We start from the raw sequence: 18,577 nt of genomic DNA, 5'->3' as shown, positions 1-18,577 counted from the left end.
TTTGTGAAAATTCACATAGTTATGATCTTTTTTAGGAGGTGCTGAATTGTTTGAAATTCAAAAAAATCAAGAAATTTTGCTTGAAAATGTCCTTTCCGTTAGAAAGAAGATGAATCAAGAAGAATTACAAATAGAAATAGCTCAAACTGCAAAAATAATAGAAAAATATCAAGCAGTGAAAGCAGGACCCCTTATTACGAGCACATTCTCGGCGGAGATTGTTAATGGGGAATATTTAATGGACATGGAGATTATGATTCCTCTCAATAAGCCTTTTCCATCAGATCAAACTTATAAACACAAAAAAATTTTCCACTTAGTTAATGCCCTATCCTGCAGATTCATGGGGAACCCTGTTGGAGTACAAAGTACATATGAATCTATTATAAAGTACATATCAGATAAGGGACTTCAACAAATCACAGCATTTTATAATGTGTACACTTCAGATAACTCTGAAGCTTCCTTAGAAAAAATGATTATTGACATTTATGTAGGTGTAAATCCATCTATTTTATAAAAATGAGGAGCCGGCTATGAAAAAAAAAATAGTGATTTTCTGTTTTAGTATCGCATTAATTTTCACTATCTTGAGTTTTATTTATTATATCGATACCTTTCAAGATACTACAATTACTGTATTAGGAACTCTTTTGATTTTGAATCTATTTATCATCAGTGAATGGAATAAGCTTAGACTGGGAAATCAAAATATTAAGCTTTGGAAGGTGTATTTTTCAGTTATTTGCTCAGGAATTATATTGATAGCCAAAATGAATAGGATTACTAATGGTCCCATATGGATACCCTTTTGTTTCACAGGATTTATCGCTCTCATATTAATTGGATTGAATTTTCTAGCCAAACACGAAAAATGAATATGGAATTAAATCAGGGATTTTCATTTGATCATTCACTCCCGATTTAATATAAATCATGATTAAAGGAGGTGACATAATGGAACTCAGTTTTAATCATAGTACGTTTGAAGAACTTGATTTATCTTCGTTGATGGATCTTAATGGTGGTGGCTGGTTAACTAAAGCAGTCGGCGTAGCCTCTTCAGTAGTGGGCGTTGGGGTTGCTGCTGCTGGAGTACCAGCAATCGCTAGTAGCTGCGCAATCTTAGGAGCAATTGCCACAGTACCAGCTCTTCCTGCATTAGGTTTAGCTGCTGCAGTAGCAGGCGTAGGAGTCGCAATATTTGGATAAGGGGGGATTGAATTGGAAATTTCAAGTAGTGGTTTTGAATTATTAAAAGGATCTGAATTGTACGATATTCAGGGCGGTGCTCTTTGGGGACAAATTGCAACTGGTATAGGTGGAGTTATTGCTGGAGCCACTTTAATAGCAGTTGCGGCAACAGCACCAGTTAGTCTTCCAGTAGTAGCAGCATGCGCCTTTGGCTATACTGCCTTAACTACATCTAGTATCATTGTAATTTCCGCAGGAATTGCTAATAAAAATATATAAAACACTTTCCTGAATATTTAGTAGCTCCAAGAGAATAAATATCATTCACTTGGAGCTTATTATGATTTCTATTAGGTCAGAGAAGCAATCTTCTAGTGAGGCTTATTTACAAAAAGATTTTGTTTCAGTTACGAAATCATTCTCTACATGGATAAGATATTGTTGATCCCAATGAATATGTACAAATCACTAATAGTAGGTGGGGTTTATTCTGTTTAAGAAATACTATTGTATTAAACAGCTTGATATTAAAGACTGCGGTGCAGCCTGTCTAGCAACTATCTCCAAACAATACGGTCTCAAATATCCAATCACTAAAATTCGTGAAGTAGCCGGAACTGATAAAATGGGAACCAATATATATGGACTCATAAAAGCAGCAGAAAAACTTGGGTTTACAGCAAAAGGAGTCAAGGGAAGCCATGAAGCCTTCTTCGAAAACTTCCCACTTCCCGCTATTGCCCATGTCATTATAGATCAGACATTATTACACTATGTTGTAATCCATAAAATATCAAATAAGGAAATAATTGTTGCGGATCCAGTCCAAGGCATAGTTAAATATACACCGGAAGATTTCTTCCAAATCTGGACAAGTGTCCTTATCTTAATGGTACCCACTCCTCAATTCAAAAAAGGGGACCAAACAAAAGGTCTATTTGCTCGTTTCTTTGGATTGCTGATTCCTCAAAAAAGAATGCTAGGAGGAATTTTTCTAACATCTATACTCTACACTATCTTAGGTATACTTGCTGCATTCTATTTCCAATTTCTTTTAGACGAAATTCTACCCTTTGGATTAAAAAAGACACTTAACATAATATCTGTTGGAGTCATCATTCTCTACATATTTCAAATATTATTAAATGCCTTTCGTAGCCATATCTTACTGACGTTGAGCCAAAAACTCGATATTTCACTCATACTTGGCTATTACCACCATGTGTTAAAGCTCCCAATGAATTTTTTTGGTACACGTAAGACAGGAGAAATAATATCAAGGCTTATGGATGCTTCGAAAGTACGAGATGCCATTTCCAGCGCAACACTAACCATCATGATCGATATTATCATGGTTATTGCCGGTGGAATTATTCTATATTCGCAAAGTGCTCTTTTATTCGGAATTACTATACTTATGGTGCCAATGTATCTGGTATTGGTTTGGAGCTTCCACAAACCATTTGACCGTTTAAACCGCGAACAGATGGAAAAAAATGCTCAGCTCACCTCCTATATTGTTGAATCAATAGATGGTATCGAGACAGTTAAAGCCTATCATGCAGAATCGAAAGTGGGCTATGAAACTGAACAGAAGTTCATCTCATTTCTGAGATCTGTCTTCAGTTTTGGTCTTTTCAATAACATTCAAGCCTCCCTCAAGAGTTTTGTACAACTCGTTGGAGGAGTAGCCATACTGTGGGTCGGAGCAAGACAAGTGATAAAAGGCAATATGACAATGGGCCAATTGATTACCTATAACTCGTTATTGGCTTACTTCCTGCAACCCATCCAGAACTTAATCAACCTCCAGCCCACTTTGCAAACGGCCATTGTCGCTGCTGACCGATTAGGAGAAATTCTTGATTTGGAAGCGGAGAAGCATAATGATGAGGACAAGAAGATTCAACCTGCTTCATTAAAAGGTGATATTAAATTTGATCGTGTCAGCTTCAGATACGGTACACGTTCCCTTGTACTTCATGATATCGATTTGACACTTAGACAGGGTGAGAAAATTGCCTTTGTCGGTGAGAGCGGCTCGGGTAAAACCACACTAATCAAATTAATTATGCAATTTTACCAACACGAAGAAGGCGATATCTTAATTAACAACTACAACATTAAAGATATTCATTTAGATAGCTTAAGACAGCGGATCGCATATATCTCACAGGATACTTTCTTTTTTAGCGGAACAATTCGGGAAAATCTATGTCTGGGTGTCGATCAGGATATGGATTTGGAACTGATTGTTACCGCCTGCCAAACCGCACAGGCTCACGAATTCATCAATCAGCTTCCACTCCGCTACAACACTTTGTTAGAAGAGAATGCGACCAATATTTCCGGAGGACAGAAGCAGCGACTGGCTATCGCCAGAGCGGTGCTCAAACAGCCGGATATTCTTATTATGGATGAAGCCACTAGTAACCTGGATTCTACAACGGAGAAGGCAGTATCGGAGACGATCAATGCTTTTGAAGACATGACTACGATTATTATCGCTCACCGTTTGAGTACAATCATGCGTTGTGACCGAATTTATGTCATGGATCAGGGGCGGATTATTGAGTGTGGGACACATCAGGAGCTTCTAGATTACCGTGGAAAGTACTACGGCTTGTGGAAAGATCAACTCCCCGGGGTTGAACAAAAACAAGATCACACCATTCAATATGCTGCTGCAGGAGTAGGCGAGGTGTCTCTCGTATGAGCGCACAAATACATAACTTATCAGAAATGACCGATAGCAGAGAAATCATGGAATCCAAGACCAGTCCTGTGATTTCTATTTTCATACTTATCTTATTTATTCTATTGGGGTCTGCGTTGGTCTGGTCCTATTTTGGCCAGATCGATGAAGTCGCCAAAGCCTCTGCTGTAGTTAGGCCCAATGAAAAAGTCAGTACCATTCAGACTTCATCTGTGGGAAAAGTGGAACAGGTATATATCCATGAAGGGATGCAAATTAAGCAGGGCGAGCAGTTAATTTCCTTTGAGCATAAAGAACTCGATATAGAATTATCCAATCGTAACTCCGAAATCAATAAGCTCACTAAGAAACTGCACTATCTCGAGCTTTATAAACAAAGCATTAGCAATTTAAACAATCAATTTTCTTCTGAACATGCAGACGAAGTTTACTATTATGACATGGTAGAACAATTTCTCCTTGAATACAGCCAGCAGCAGCAGACCTATCAAGGAACCCAGGATCAGCTTACAGCTGCCATTCACGAGAATATAGGTTTGCAAGAATCTTCTGCCTTTAGTGCCGAATCCAGTTTGGATAAATCTCTTCAAAATAAAATTGAACTGGAACGAAAAAAGAAACTGCTGAATGTTGAAATTACAAACGAGAAATTGCTTGTGCAATCCATCAAAGAGAATCAAAATCTGCTTCCATCTACAGATACCAAACGGACGGAACAATATAATACATACCAAATTAAATATGTGCAACTATCTAAACAATCTGCTGAGAAAAAAGAAATCTACAACCGTTCGCTCAGCTTGGGGGACCGCCTTGTGCCTCAATCTCAGATTACAGATGAACAGCATCTATATGAAAGTTCATATTTGCAAATCAACCAATTCCAAACCGAAGCCGTGCTCAGCGCAGAAAGCAATATCACCAATTACAATCAACAATTGGTTGAGATAGAGGTCAGCCTCGATTTGCTAATAAATGGGCATGATCCCTCAGTTTCAGAACGAAAAACTTTAGAAATGCAAAAGAAACAGCTGGCTGAGCAGCAAAATGATCTACTGAATCAAGAGAAACTTAACCGGTCAACCGAAAAAACCTCATTGGAAAAGTTGAAACTTGACCGTATTGTACAGATTCATTCAGCAATAGAAGAAAATAAAAGAACCTTAATTACGCTGCAAGAGGCTATTAAGCAACTTGAGCTTGAACGAAACAAAAGACTGCTCATAGCACCAATTTCTGGGACCATTAATATTTTAAAAGAAACCAACATCGGGGACATGGTACAATCCGGCGAAGCCTTGATCTCCATTATTCCTAGCAACGAGTCAAAATATAAAATGAGCATCGCCGTACCTAACGCAGAAGCAGGAAAAATAGCGATTGGCAATAAAGTTGATTTCAGCTTTTCAGCCTTCCCTAAACAAAGTTTCGGTTCCCAAAAAGGTACGATTACATCTATCAGCACAGATTCAATTGTTCAGCAAGACGGTCTAAGCTACTATTTGGTGGAAGCAACGATATCCAATGACCCACTTGTTAATCGCAGAGGTGAACGTGGAGAGCTTCGTGTAGGGATGATAGCGCAAGCCTCTGTTATTACCGACTCCAAGAAGATCATTGATTTTGTTCTTGAAAAAATCAACTTAAAGGAATAGTGAGGTTGCCAGCTAAATGTTAAAGAAAACAGCTCTCTTGATACTTTCCTTCTTATTACTTCTATTGCCGCATTCCATTACAGCTCATGCTGATACGCAGGTATCTAGTGCAACAAAATTGCTTTCCATGGAAGAAACAATCCAGCTAGCATTAACTAACTATGTAGATATCAAGCTCTCACAATGGAATATTGCAGAAACGGATTCCAAATTCTCGTATGTATCATCTGAAAAGAAAAAGCTGGAACAAAAAAATGTAGTCATAACTAGCAGACTGCTGCCAGTAAATCCTGATATTTTTATCAGTAGTATTCCTGGTTACTCTGATTTAAGTAAAGAAGAACAGGCAGGGGTTAATCAATCCATTCTCATTCAAATTATGATTAACACATCTCTGAATCAATGGGTTAGCGCTCAGACTGAAAGCCAAAACAGTTACAATCAAGAGACTAAAACAGCGCAGCTCAAGGAATTTCGTGACCAGTTGCGCACATTAGAAACAGATAAAGTAATTAATCAGTTACGACTTCAAAAAACAGAAGCCCTCATCCGCTACTACGCTGTGCAGAAATATTATCAACTCTCTTCTCTAAAAAAAACGATTGAATATGACAAACAAGAAAGCCAATATTGGTTTCAACAGTCTGAGGATACCTTGCGGTCCTATGAGCATGGTCTTCTGTCTAAGAGAAGTTTGGACGATTTTAATCGTAAAAACATAGTACAAAAATCTATTTTTGAACGTAACCTTCGAAGTTATGAAGCTCAGTTAGAACAATTTAAGCTTGAGTTAGGATTATCATCCTATTCAGAAGTCCTGCTGGATGATGTCATCTCCAGTGCACCAGAGCCTGTGAATTGTAATACAGTAATTAGCCTCTCTAGTAATTATGATTTACGCGAAGAAGATGCACGTATCACACTCGCCAAAGATAATCTTGACGCAGCTAAAGCTTCCGATGCTGAACTCATCACTTATTATTCAGTCCTATGGTCTAGCCAGATTGCACACAAAAATATAGTACAACAACAACTCGAAGAAAAACTGGCTAGTTATAAGCCGGAAGCAAATGAAATTGATTTTGAATATTCAGAACTAAAAGAGCAGCAATTGGAACTCGTACGCGTCTCCCAGGATAATGATACTCTCCTAAATAGCGGGTTAATCTCAGCGGCTCAGGCAGATCAGAACAAGCTCGATTTACTCAACTTAAATCGGCAATTCGATAAGCAAAAAGTAAAGTACGCTTTATTCCAAGCAAAGGTTACTCTGGCTCTTAGTGGAGTCATCCTCTAATAACATTAAATTATCATTCATAACTCAAAGGAGAAATCACAAGATGAAAACCATATCCAGCATAATCGCAGCAACTCTTCTTTCTACCGCTATCGCATGGCCTGTCCATGCCGCAGAGAAGCCAATCTCCATTCAGATCAATCAGCAACAGCTCGCACTGAAGGGACAGGCTCCCTTCAATGATAATGGTACAATTGTCGTTCCTTTTCGCCCGGTTTTTGAAAAACTAGGACTTTCAATCGATTGGAATCAAACCACAGGTACCATAACGGGTACTAAGGAAGGGCTTACGATTACACTGCAACTAGGCAGCAAGCAGGCCAGTGTCAATGGTGTAATAACCCAACTTTCTGTTGCCCCTAAGCTCATCAATAATTCCACTTACATTCCGCTGCGCTTCGTTGGGGAGGCTACAGGTAATGAAGTCTCCTGGAATGCACACTCGAAGACAGTAACCATTACAGGCAAGACTAACCAGGTAAACCCGCAGGAAATCAATGCTTTTTTTGAAAAATACGTAACCTATACCAACAATGAGAATTATGAAGGGTTCATGAGCCTAATCGATAGCAAGTCTCCTCTTGTGGTCATCGGGCCACAGATTAAGAGCCAAATGGAACAATACGATTCGACCACTTCACTTGATCAATTAGAGGTTATCAGCCTTCAACCCACAGAGGCTACGGTTCACGCCGTTGAAACGACTACACACCTCAGCGGTCCATTCACCTTAGACAATACCTCTGAATATATTTATAGCTTAACGCGTACTGCCAGCACTGAAGACTGGAAAATCAACAACCTGCAGATTAAAGGCGTACAATATATACTCCCAGATAAACTGCTGAACGCTAAGCCAGCTGTGACGAAGTCGGATGAAACGGATATATTAGCTGTGCTTAAGAGCAACTTGGACTATACCAATGCAGAGAATATTCAAGGTGTGCTATCTACTATTGATCCTGAGTCCCCTGCTCTCGAACAAACCAAACAGCTCTTCAGCCAAATTTTCACAGTCTATGATCTAAAGTTCACTCTGGAATCTGCCAAAATCATTCATTATACCCAGGATACCACAGCCGTATATATGGTTCAGACGAGCATCAAGCTTAAGGGTCCTGAGTTTCAGGATAACCGCTCCACCTCTGTCACAACGCTGAAGAAATCCAAAGCAGGCAAATGGATGCTGGATCAGACCTATCCGATTAGTGTAGACAAGTTAACTCCATAATTATAAGGATTTGTAACAAAACATAAAAACGGCAAGCCCCATTAACCCGGAGGCTTGCCGTTTGCCTATTTAAAGCGCCGGAGCATTAGTTTTTTCTGCTCCTTTACGCTCTTTTGCCGATTTACGGAAGTAGAACAACTCGTAAATCGCCGGCACTACAATCAGCGTAAGCAGTGTTGCTGCGGTTAAGCCGCCAATGACTACAATCGCCAAGCTTTGCGAGACGATGCTGCCCATCTCGGCATGGCCGAACAGCAGCGGTGTCATGGCGCAAATGGTGGCAATCGCCGTCATGAGAATCGGACGCATCCGTGTTCCGGCAGCTTCTAGAATAGCCTCGTGGATACTCATAGTGGCTTCATTTTGCTTAATCCGGTCAATGAGCACAATGGCATTCGTAACAACAATACCTATTAACATCAACGCCCCAAATAGAGCTGTGAAGTCAGGCGTTACACCGGACACGATAAGTCCAACAATCGCACCAATCGCTGCGAGCGGTAAGGAGAACATAATCGCCAGTGGAGCCCGAAGAGTTTTAAAGGTGAGTACCATGATCAGATACACCAACCCGATGGAGATTAATGCCGTCATACCCAGGTCGTTGAAATCCTCTGACTGATCAACTGACGCTCCGCCTGCAAATAAGGTCACGCCTTTCGGAAGTGTAAGACTATCCGTTTCTTTTTTAATATTCGCACCGATCTCAGATACCTTCTTCGGATCAACCTCTGCTGTAATTCGTACATACGGCTTCCCATCTTTATGGAACAACATTGCAGGCTCATTCCGAACCTCATAAGTTGCGAGCTGAGACAGTGGCTTCGGCCCCTCAACCGTCATGAGCGTCAGTGCTTTTAAATCCTGCTCCGTTTGCGGCTGAACCATAGGATCTAACACTACACCTGCTGCGTCACCATCGAGCTCAATTTGCCCCATTGGAATCGGATTAAGCATCGCTGACAGCTGCATCGAAATCTCCTGCGCATTGCTTTGCGCCGGATCTACCTTAAAGGAAAATACAGGTTTGGTATCCTCCATATTGCTGCTGACTTTTTGAATCCCCTCTACGGTCTTCAGCTTAGCAGTAACTTCTGTTGCTACATTAGTAATATCCGTAAGATTATCTCCGACAATATCAATATATTCGCTGGTAGAGCTGGATCCCATCATGCTCATTTGGTTGGCAACAAGCGTTGCTCCAGTGTATGAATCTTTTACCTCACGAACATGATCAATAAAAGCCTGAGCATCTGCACCTTTTTTCATAACAACGGTATAGTCCACTAAGGTTTCAGAGGTAACATTCCCCCACTTAGCGGCGTCCGCACTATTCCCTGATTGCATGATTACCGTTTCTGCTTGTGGCTGCTTCATCAAATCTTGTTCTAACTGCTTTCCCTTTTCCAAAATATCTTTGACAGGAACATCCTTCGGATAATTCATCTGAACAGAAACATAGCTGGCATCTGATGCATCGAGTGCCCCTTTTGGCATAGTCACATAAGCAGCAATGGAGCCAATCAGAAGCAGGAGACCCAACGATAAGCTAACCCATTTACGGCGAAGATTCCAGTCCAGAAAGCGGATAAACCATTTAGAAGGTTCATGTTCTTTCATTGATGTCCTTCTCAGCAGCCATGAGCTTAACAGAGGAACAACCGTCAAAGCTACTACGAGTGAAGTAAGCAATGAATAGGTCACTGTTAAAGCAAACGGCAGTAAGAAAGCTTGCAAACTACCACGCAAGAGACCCATCGGCAGAAATACTGCTACAGTAGCAATGGTTGATGAGGTAATCGCTCTAGCCACTTCCCCAGTTGCGCTAATAATCATTTCACGGGAAAGGGGTTCTTTTTGCAGCCTACGGTAAATGTTCTCAATCACCACGATACTATCATCGACCAAGCGGCCTACCGCAACCGCGACTCCCCCGAGTGTAATGATATTTAAGCTTATGCCGGAAATGTTCAGCAGATATAAGGTGACCGCTAACGAAAGCGGAATGGATACTGCCGTAATCAGAGTAGCCCGCAGGTTACGCAGGAACAACAGAATCACGATCGTCGCAAATAATGCACCTAGCAATACCTCACGCATCATACTGTTCACCGAGGTAACTACCATATCCGATGTACTGAATACCACTGCTGCTTCTGCATTAGGAATAGTTTTATTAATATGATCTACGGCAGCCTGAATGTTATCTCCGACACTGACTGCATTCGCATTAGCCTCTTTGGTCACAATGGCGAATAGAACGTCTTTCCCGTTCGAACGGCTGACACTTTCCTGATCCTGCTTCAATTCGACAGCAGCGATATCCTGCAGCTTAACGCCCGCAGATACAGGAAGCTTTTTTAAAGTATCCATACTATCTATCGTAGAAACTACGTTAACATTACCGGTTTGCCCACCAATCGTTTGCTCCCCAAGGGATGCCGAAACATTACGTCCTTGAAGTAAACCTAATACTTGTGGAGTCGTGACTCCCTTCTCAGCCATTAATTTTGGGTCCAGCTTAACACTGACCTGCGGAGTTACCTTACCATATAAAGCAACGTTCGCTACCCCTTCAGCTTTTTGCATCTCTGGAATGATAGTTTCTTCCGCAAGCTTAAGATTCTCTTTAGTCAGGCCTTCTTCAAAAGTAAGGGTAACCTGGGATACAGGAATCATGGAGGTATTCAACTGAAGTACAAAAGGAGCCATTACCCCTTCCGGAAACTTCAATGAATCGACGACCTTCTGGACCTCCTGCGCAGCATCCTTCATATTCGTTTTCGAATCATAAAAAATATTCACCTGCGCATATCCGTCTCCGGAAGTGGACAGTATTTCCTTCTTCCCTTTCACAAAAGCTGCTCCAGCTTCTATCGGCTTCGTTACATTAGTCTCCATAGCATGTGTATCCTGGCCAGGACCCAGCACAGTTACAGTCACTTGAGGATTATCCGCCTCTGGCATAAATTCCATCGGTAACGAAGTGTAGCTCATCCCTCCCACCACAAGAGCCATGACTACTAAAAGCCCCACCGCAGCCTTGTTACCGAACGACCATTTTGTTAACCATTTCATTTTCTTTTTCCCCTTCCACTCCACATGATTTCTGGCACTCCCCTTATGTCTGTTTGATTATGTATTAATTTCCATCCCGAGATTTAGTTTAGTCATTTTTGGCTGAAGTCAAAACAGCCCTACGGCTGGTTTCGTACTCAGTCTTAAGACGGGGAACTTTCCCCTTCTGCAGACAGATCCCCGTACTTTTTCTTGATGATGGCAACTGGAACGTGAGCATAAAAAAAGAGCCCCGTTAGCCATATAAATGGCCAACAGGACTCCCTTTTGTTATGGTTTATTTCCCTTCCGCACGTACTGGATCACGGAACATAAATTTCAATAGTGGCGGCGTTACAAGTGTAGTTACAATGACAACAATAATGACCGAAGTAAAATACTGTTGCTGTAACAAGCCGCTTTGCAGCCCTGTGGCGGCAATGATCAACGCAACTTCCCCCCGTGAAATCATCCCTGACCCAATAATGGCAGACGAGTGGTTATCAAAGCCTGTAAGACGCGCGCCCAGACCGCCACCAAACAGCTTGGTCAGAATGGCAACCACCGTAAGCAAGATCACGAAGCCTATTTGACTGCCTACCCCTTCAAAGGAAACACTAAGTCCGATACTTACAAAAAAGACTGGCACAAAAATCGAATAAGCAATCGGCTCGAGCTTGGATTCTACCGTGTGCTTAAAGGAAGTTTGCGAGATAGCAATCCCAGCCGCAAAGGCACCAATGATTCCTGCCATCCCCATGATTTCAGCAAAATAGGCGAATGCGAAACAAATCATTAACGCTGCTGAGATAACTGCCTCTGTCACCTTCAGCGGAGCCATCCATTTCATGACCCGAGGAACAATAAACCAGCCGGCAACAATCGCTACGGCAAAGAACAACACCTTTTTCCCAATTAGAAGACCAATAGAAACGTCTGCCCCTGTACCGAAAAAGCTCATCAGAACAGCGAGCAAAATAACAACCAGAATATCATCTACTACAGCAGCCCCCAGAATTGTAGAGCCTTCACGTGTGTTCAGCTTATTCATATCTTTTAACACCTGCACCGATATGCTGACCGATGTTGCACTAAGAATAACGCCCATAAACAATGCATTATGATAAGCAAAACCAAACATTTCTCCTAAGGCGAATCCACCCAAAAAGGGTAATATAATTCCACCGACGGCTACTGCAAAAGCTGATTTCCAGTTCTTGCGCAATTGATCCAGGTCCGTCTCAAGCCCTGCTATGAACATTAACAGTAGAACACCGATCTCAGAGATATAATGAATAAACTCTCCATCCTGAACCCAGCCCAGTACCGCAGGCCCCAGTATGATTCCCACAATAAGCTTGCCTAGCACAGCTGGTTGCCCAAGCCGCACAGATAGATCACCAGCTACTTTGGTGAACAATATGATCAGCATAAGATATAAAACAAACTCCATCTTTCTATCCACTCCCTTGTTGTATATAAGAACTGCCAACCAGGAGCTTCTCCAAGCCAAAAAAAGACAAAGAGGAGCCCTTGTTGACAGGCTCCTCCAAAAAACAAATAATTATTCAATTTAACTTTATAAATTATATTATACCTATATTTAAAATAACTGTAAACCAGATGCGCCGATAATATAATTATGCACATTTGATTTGTTCTAGAATGCAATTACTTATTTCAGATAGAACACTTCACGTAAGGGCTGCATAGGCACCTCATCATTGAAATCAAATGACCCTTCAACCATCTTAGAGGTAATCGCATTCCAGCGGTTGCAGGCATCACTTTTGGCAATGTAATCAAAAGCCGCCTTACTATCCTCACACTCATAACAGTAAAAAAATTGATTGCCATTCTGAAAGATGGAATAGTTAGAAATACCAGCCTTACTGTGCTCCTCCAAAATTTCTGGCCAAGGATTTAAATGCATAGCTACATACTCCTCTAAACATTCTTCCTTCACCCGCCATGTCCAAGCCAATTTATTGCTGCTCATCTGCTCATCCTCCTAGAAATCCCCTCTTTTGCACATATTAAGAACTAGGGACATTTGATACCTATTATTGTACCTGAATAGAGTAGTCCAAGCTATGCATATCTATATTCTCCGGAAATTTCTTAAGCGTTAATTCCGGCTTCACTCGGACGAAGAATAGCAGAACCAATCGCCAGCAGCACGGCGGCCATAAGGCCCAAGATGGCAAAGGGCAGCCATAATTCATTCCAGCCCCCACCTGTAGCAGCGATATCGATCGCTTGGATCGCCCATTTTTGCGGTACAAAATTAGCTGCCTTCTGCATATAGTCCGGCATAATGGATAACGGCCAGAAGCAGCCTCCAAGCATACAGGTCGGGGTCAGGATCAGCGAATTAAGCATGCCAGTATTATTAGGATTGCGAATCAGACCTGCTACCGTACTGGCTAAACCCATGGAAACTAGCATAAATGCTGCAAGAACCAAGAAATACAAGTAGAGCGGTAATCCAAAGTCAAACTGCAGTACATAACGGCCCAAGGCAAGTACTACAACGATTTGAATTAACCCAACGATGAAGCTTCCCAGAAAATTACCGAGGGCAATCTCATACGAACGAACCGGGGCACTGAACATACGTTTCATCGTTCGTTCTCTTCGATCATCCATAATAAGTGACACTGAACTTGTAACCAGCCCCATTAAGAACATCAAAGTAAATCCTGTGACGATGCTTAAGCCCTCTTTTGGATATAAATCATAATCTGTTCTTATACTGCCTACACTATGTTGCTCTGCTCTCTGCATTACGGCAGCAAACTGTGAGTCCGAGCCAGTAGCCTCAGCCCGAGCTGCTCCAATTAGTCCAGCAGTGTTTCGCATTTCATCAGCAATTACACTGATTTTCATTTTTACCATAATTGATGTTTCGGTAGCCTTAAGCTCATACACACTAATTTGCGGCTCTTCTCCAGCAAGCAGTGCGGAGGTGAAGTTTTGCGGTATCAAAACACCGGCTTCTCCGTTCTGATCGATAATACTCTCCCTCAAATTAGCCTCATCTGTCTTCTCAACAAGCTTATAATCACCGGTATTCTCCAGCTCGGTAAGCAAATGTTTACCTGCTGCACCATCATCCATATTCGAATATAAAATAGTAGCCGGTCTTTCACCCATACTTCCACTAATTGCTACTATCACCGACACGACAATACAGGGCAGAAGAATATACGTAAGCAGCCCATTCCGAGAACCGATCGTTCTTTTCACCATATTCCAAGCAATCGTTAAGATCTTATCCATGGTAACCTACCTTCCGGTACGAGATAACCGCTCCACTGAATAGAACTAGACAGATGATCGACATGACCAGCAGATTCGGCAAAATCTCTGAGACCTCTGCATGCAGCATCATTTTTAGAACAGCTTGTAGCACCCAGTGATTCAGGGTAAATGCCCCGACGGAGTTCACCCATGATTCCGGAAGTGGAGCCATCCCTCCACTAATAAAGGTCATGACCACAGTGATAACATTAATAATACTTCCTGCACTTGCTTTAGTTTTGCTAAACATTGAAATGACAATCGATAACGTCATGGAAGCAATGATCATTAAGAGACAGAAGAGCAGCAGCAAGCCCGGACGATTGCCCCAATTTACGCCAAACAACAAGTGAGTCAGGATAATAATCGCTGCACACTGCACTACACTTACAACCCCTACACCTAACATTTTACCAATAAACAGCTCAGAACCTTTTACCGGCATTGAAGTTATTCGGAAGAGGGTATGATTTTCTTTTTCATTAAAAAGAGAGGTACTGACGGTCAAACCGCTATATAGCAGAAACATCAGCATCATGGATACCGCATAGAATTGGGAGGCTGTATAGGATCGGCCACCTTCACTGAGCGCCCCAACCTTAACAGAAGGCTGCTCCCCCGAACTTGGTGCAGTAACGGTCAAAGCTTCTGGACCCAGCGTCATAGCTACGGACTGCTTATAGTTAATATTGTTCAAAAAGTTATCGAATACCGTCCCCGCAACCATATTATCTGTCCGATCTTTACCCAGAATAAACTCTAGCTGTGCAGTATCACCGCTTTGTACTTTTTTATCGAAGCCTGGAGGAACAATAACCGCATAACCATATTTTCCGGTACGCAAGCCGCTTTCCGCTGTCTCTCGGCTCCCTACTTTGACCGGAATGATGATATCCTTAAGCTCCGGCGTCTTCAAAAAGCTGTCTATCATCGCCGAGCTTTCATATCCTTCTCCAGAAAGATTAACTATACCAACACGTACTGGATCAATCTCAGACGCTGCCTTATCACCGATTACACTGGAAAGGGAGGCACCCAGCAGAAAGATCAAAAGCAGCGGTAGCAGAAACATATTAATGATGATTGAGCGTGAAATAAACAGCCTGCGAAGCTCATAAATCATAATTGTCCAAATATTTCTCAAAGCGTTCTCTCCCTCCTTTAATCGCGCAATGTCCGTCCTGTCAAACTAAGGAATAATGTCTCCAGATCCGGCTCCTCTATATTCAAAGAACCAATAACCCCTTCATGTTTAGCAAAAATAAATAAGATATCCTGCAGCTCATCCTGTGAGGAGGGGAGATACATTTCTACCGTTCCCTCTTTACTTTCCACTCTCGTGATCCGCGGGTGTAGACTAAGCTCATTGATTAGCTCCGGGGTGATATTCGTTGCTTTGACCACTATTTTTTCTTCCTTAGAAACCCGTTCCCGCAGCTCCTTTTCCGTACCACAAGCAATGATATGTCCCTTATCCATAATCGCTACCCGATCACAAATGGCTGCAACCTCTTCCATATAATGACTAGTGTAAATGACGGTTGAGCCAAGCCGATTGAGCTCTTTGACCGACTCAAGGATATGATTACGAGACTGCGGATCAATCCCTACGGTCGGCTCATCCATAATAATCAGCTTTGGATGATGCATGATGGCACAGGCGATATTCAAACGTCTCTTCATCCCTCCGGAGAAGGTGGCTGGTTTTTCTTTGGCACGGTCACTAAGTCCTGTGAAAGCAAGAGCTTCCGTCACCCGCTCTTTCAGCAATTTTCCCCGCAAACCATACAATCTTCCGAAAAAAGTTACATTTTCAGCTGCTGTCATTGTATTGTACAAAGCCAAATCCTGCGGAACTAAGCCGATTTTTTTCTTAACCTCCAGTGCATACGAAGAGACTGATAACCCATCAATAACAATGTCTCCACTATCAATCTTTAGCAGGCCGCAAATCATACTTATAGTTGTACTTTTACCTGCCCCATTCGGGCCCAGCAGACCAAAGATCTCTCCTGCTTGGATCGTAACATTCACATGATCTACCGTTAATTTGTTCTCATACCGTTTCACCACATCGGTCAACACCGCGATTGCCATCTCTTATCTCCCCTGTCGTGTGTGCTTCTATATTTTCAATTTTATTCTAGGTTGAATTTTTACGGATGTACGAAAGGTCATTTTTTGAAGGTGACTAAAGTCATCTCCTGAAGTAGTGGGATAATATGCTAAGATTATTAAAAAACATAAAGGATGACTAAGGCGTGCCCAGAGAGCTAAATTTATTGCGTTACGGACTCATCTTAATCCCTGCGTTTATTACTATTTATGTCTATCAATATAACGATTATGGAATCTTCACGCTGCATATCCTGATGCTTCTATTCCTTGTGGTCATGGTGCCAAAGCTCCCTAGGTCCATTCATGCTTTGATTAGTATCATTGAAATCTTGTTCACGGCCTGGTTATGTTATCAATATGGCAGCATGATGATTTTCCCCGCTATATCAGCACTGCTTTATTATTCTAGACTCCAGCCTAAAGCAGTGCCTTACGTGTTCACAGGTGTACATCTGATAGCTTTGAACGTTGCACTCCAGAATTCTCCATCGCTCGTAGTGACTTACATTAACTTTTCATTTCTGCTCACTGCCTACCTAAATAAGCTATTATTAAAAGCTGGCCAGCGGCGCGAAGACACTCTTCTTCTATATGATGAGTTGCGCAAAAAGCATTTCGAGCTCGATGAAGCTCGCAACCGCCTGCTGGAGTTCAGCACGCAAGTAGAAGAGTCTGCCCAGTCCAAAGAGCGCGTCCGAATCTCACGCCAGCTCCATGACGATATCGGCCACCGGCTAATCCGGATTAAAATGATGATGGAGGCCGCCCTCCAGACCTTGCCCACCTCTCCCGAGAGCGGAATGCAAATGATGGAATTGATTCGTGACCAGCTGTCGGCCAGCATGGACGATATGCGGTCCGCAGTTAAACGTATCAACTACACTCCGAAGCTTGAGGGAGCTTATGCGTTAGACCGGCTGCTCGAAGAAATTGGACGTGAGACGGGGATCGAGACCTCATACCAAGTACAGGGCATACCTTATCCACTCTATCCTAGTATTCAAGTAATCCTGTACAAAAACGCCCGTGAAGCTATAACCAACGCCTTGCGGCATGGAAAAGCAACGTCCATCCGGATCAAAATTGACTACGCGCAAGCAGGAATCACTATGGAGGTTAGCAACAATGGAGCGCTTCCCGAAGGAGAGAAACTCAGCAAATTATTGGGGCGTGGTGGGGACGGAATGAAAGGAATGTACGAGCGAACGCATTTAATCGGTGGAACACTCGAACTGAGGCAGGAACCACATTTTACAGTCATTACGCGGCTGCCCATTTATAAGCAGGATGAGATTGTATAACGAAAGGAGCCATGCTAATGATTAAAGTGTTGATTGTTGATGACGACCCCTTTATTCGCCAAAGTCTGCAAGTATTGCTAGGTATGGACCCAGGTATTGAAGTTGTCGGAGCAGCTTGTGAAGGTAACGAGGCCTTGGAATTACTTCAAAAAGGATTAAAGACCGATGTAGCTCTGATGGATATCCGCATGCCCGGCTGCGGTGGCGTTGAAGGAACGGAGAAGATTAAGCAGGCTTTTCCGCAAATTGCGATATTGATGCTGACCACTTTCGATGACGATGAATATATCATTGAAGCACTGCGTAACGGAGCTAGTGGATATTTGCTCAAAAACATACCGCCAGACCGGATCATCCAGGGCATTAAAACGGTTTTTGATGGGAACATGCTTATCCACCCTGATATCGCCCGCAAGCTGGCAACCTTTCTGCAGCCTACGGCACTGCAAGAATTGCCACAGGTACAGCCACTGGAATCATTCGGATTGACCAAAACAGAGCTGGCTGTAGTGTCTTCTATCGCTGAGGGGCATAGCAACAAAGAAATCGCCGGACAGCTTTTTTTAAGCGAGGGTACCGTCAAAAATTACATAACGGATATATTAAGCAAATTAGAGCTCCGCGATCGTACGCAAATTGCAATTTTTTATTTGAAGAATAGGCAAGGTTGAACTAGTAACATATAGCCTGTGAATAGTCCACTGC

15 protein-coding genes are annotated in these 18,577 nt (G+C 42.3%); 9 read left to right on the top strand and 6 right to left on the bottom strand.

Features of this window, described 5'->3' with window-relative positions; all coding sequences use genetic code 11:
* Positions 1 to 46 precede the first annotated feature (46 nt).
* From NST45_RS29520 to NST45_RS29490, 7 genes are all read left to right on the top strand, one after another.
* Positions 47 to 520 carry a hypothetical protein gene (locus tag NST45_RS29520; RefSeq protein WP_051491031.1) on the top strand — a complete coding sequence of 158 codons (474 nt, stop codon included), beginning with the start codon at positions 47 to 49 and terminating at the stop codon, positions 518 to 520.
* 437 nt (positions 521 to 957) lie between these two features.
* Positions 958 to 1,212: a hypothetical protein gene (locus NST45_RS29515; RefSeq protein ID WP_036678596.1), complete on the top strand. Its 255-nt coding sequence runs from the start codon at positions 958 to 960 to the stop codon at positions 1,210 to 1,212.
* A gap of 12 nt (positions 1,213 to 1,224) precedes the next feature.
* Positions 1,225 to 1,473 (top strand): hypothetical protein, encoded by a 249-nt coding sequence (locus NST45_RS29510; protein ID WP_036678593.1) that lies wholly within the window; start codon positions 1,225 to 1,227, stop codon positions 1,471 to 1,473.
* 199 nt (positions 1,474 to 1,672) lie between these two features.
* A complete protein-coding gene (locus NST45_RS29505) occupies positions 1,673 to 3,910 on the top strand; it encodes a peptidase domain-containing ABC transporter (RefSeq protein ID WP_244886399.1) in 2,238 nt (745 codons plus the stop codon).
* Complete coding sequence (locus NST45_RS29500) at positions 3,907 to 5,565, top strand: HlyD family efflux transporter periplasmic adaptor subunit (protein ID WP_038573521.1); 1,659 nt, start codon at positions 3,907 to 3,909, stop codon at positions 5,563 to 5,565. Before NST45_RS29505 ends, NST45_RS29500 begins: the two co-directional genes overlap by 4 nt.
* Positions 5,566 to 5,581: 16 nt before the next feature.
* Positions 5,582 to 6,862: a hypothetical protein gene (locus tag NST45_RS29495; RefSeq protein WP_339824444.1), complete on the top strand. Its 1,281-nt coding sequence runs from the start codon at positions 5,582 to 5,584 to the stop codon at positions 6,860 to 6,862.
* Positions 6,863 to 6,905: 43 nt separating this feature from the next.
* Entirely contained in the window at positions 6,906 to 8,093 is a 1,188-nt protein-coding gene (locus NST45_RS29490) for a copper amine oxidase N-terminal domain-containing protein (protein WP_038573525.1), read from the top strand.
* Between the two features lie 69 nt (positions 8,094 to 8,162).
* Here NST45_RS29490 and NST45_RS29485 read toward each other — a convergent pair whose 3' ends face one another.
* From NST45_RS29485 to NST45_RS29460, 6 genes are all read right to left on the bottom strand, one after another.
* Positions 8,163 to 11,171 carry an efflux RND transporter permease subunit gene (locus NST45_RS29485; RefSeq protein WP_339824442.1) on the bottom strand — a complete coding sequence of 1,003 codons (3,009 nt, stop codon included), beginning with the start codon at positions 11,169 to 11,171 and terminating at the stop codon, positions 8,163 to 8,165.
* A gap of 277 nt (positions 11,172 to 11,448) precedes the next feature.
* Positions 11,449 to 12,603 carry a cation:proton antiporter gene (locus NST45_RS29480; protein WP_036678577.1) on the bottom strand — a complete coding sequence of 385 codons (1,155 nt, stop codon included), beginning with the start codon at positions 12,601 to 12,603 and terminating at the stop codon, positions 11,449 to 11,451.
* A gap of 222 nt (positions 12,604 to 12,825) precedes the next feature.
* Complete coding sequence (locus NST45_RS29475) at positions 12,826 to 13,149, bottom strand: L-rhamnose mutarotase (protein ID WP_038573529.1); 324 nt, start codon at positions 13,147 to 13,149, stop codon at positions 12,826 to 12,828.
* 122 nt (positions 13,150 to 13,271) lie between these two features.
* On the bottom strand, positions 13,272 to 14,432 hold the full coding sequence (locus NST45_RS29470; RefSeq protein ID WP_339824440.1) for an ABC transporter permease: 1,161 nt from the start codon (positions 14,430 to 14,432) through the stop codon (positions 13,272 to 13,274).
* Positions 14,425 to 15,597, bottom strand: a complete 1,173-nt coding sequence (locus tag NST45_RS29465) for an ABC transporter permease (RefSeq protein ID WP_051491030.1) — start codon at positions 15,595 to 15,597, stop codon at positions 14,425 to 14,427. Before NST45_RS29465 ends, NST45_RS29470 begins: the two co-directional genes overlap by 8 nt.
* A 17-nt stretch (positions 15,598 to 15,614) precedes the next feature.
* Positions 15,615 to 16,550: an ABC transporter ATP-binding protein gene (locus NST45_RS29460; RefSeq protein ID WP_339824438.1), complete on the bottom strand. Its 936-nt coding sequence runs from the start codon at positions 16,548 to 16,550 to the stop codon at positions 15,615 to 15,617.
* 164 nt (positions 16,551 to 16,714) lie between these two features.
* Here NST45_RS29460 and NST45_RS29455 point away from each other — a divergent pair, with 164 nt between their 5' ends.
* Both NST45_RS29455 and NST45_RS29450 read left to right on the top strand, forming a co-directional pair.
* Positions 16,715 to 17,872: a sensor histidine kinase gene (locus tag NST45_RS29455; RefSeq protein WP_339824436.1), complete on the top strand. Its 1,158-nt coding sequence runs from the start codon at positions 16,715 to 16,717 to the stop codon at positions 17,870 to 17,872.
* A gap of 17 nt (positions 17,873 to 17,889) precedes the next feature.
* Positions 17,890 to 18,543: a response regulator transcription factor gene (locus tag NST45_RS29450; RefSeq protein WP_339824434.1), complete on the top strand. Its 654-nt coding sequence runs from the start codon at positions 17,890 to 17,892 to the stop codon at positions 18,541 to 18,543.
* Positions 18,544 to 18,577 lie beyond the last annotated feature (34 nt).

Source organism: Paenibacillus sp. FSL R7-0163 (genome assembly GCF_037969975.1).
In the GTDB taxonomy this organism is placed as follows: Bacteria; Bacillota; Bacilli; order Paenibacillales; family Paenibacillaceae; genus Paenibacillus_AQ; species Paenibacillus_AQ odorifer.
This window is presented reverse-complemented; position numbering and strand designations above follow the sequence as displayed.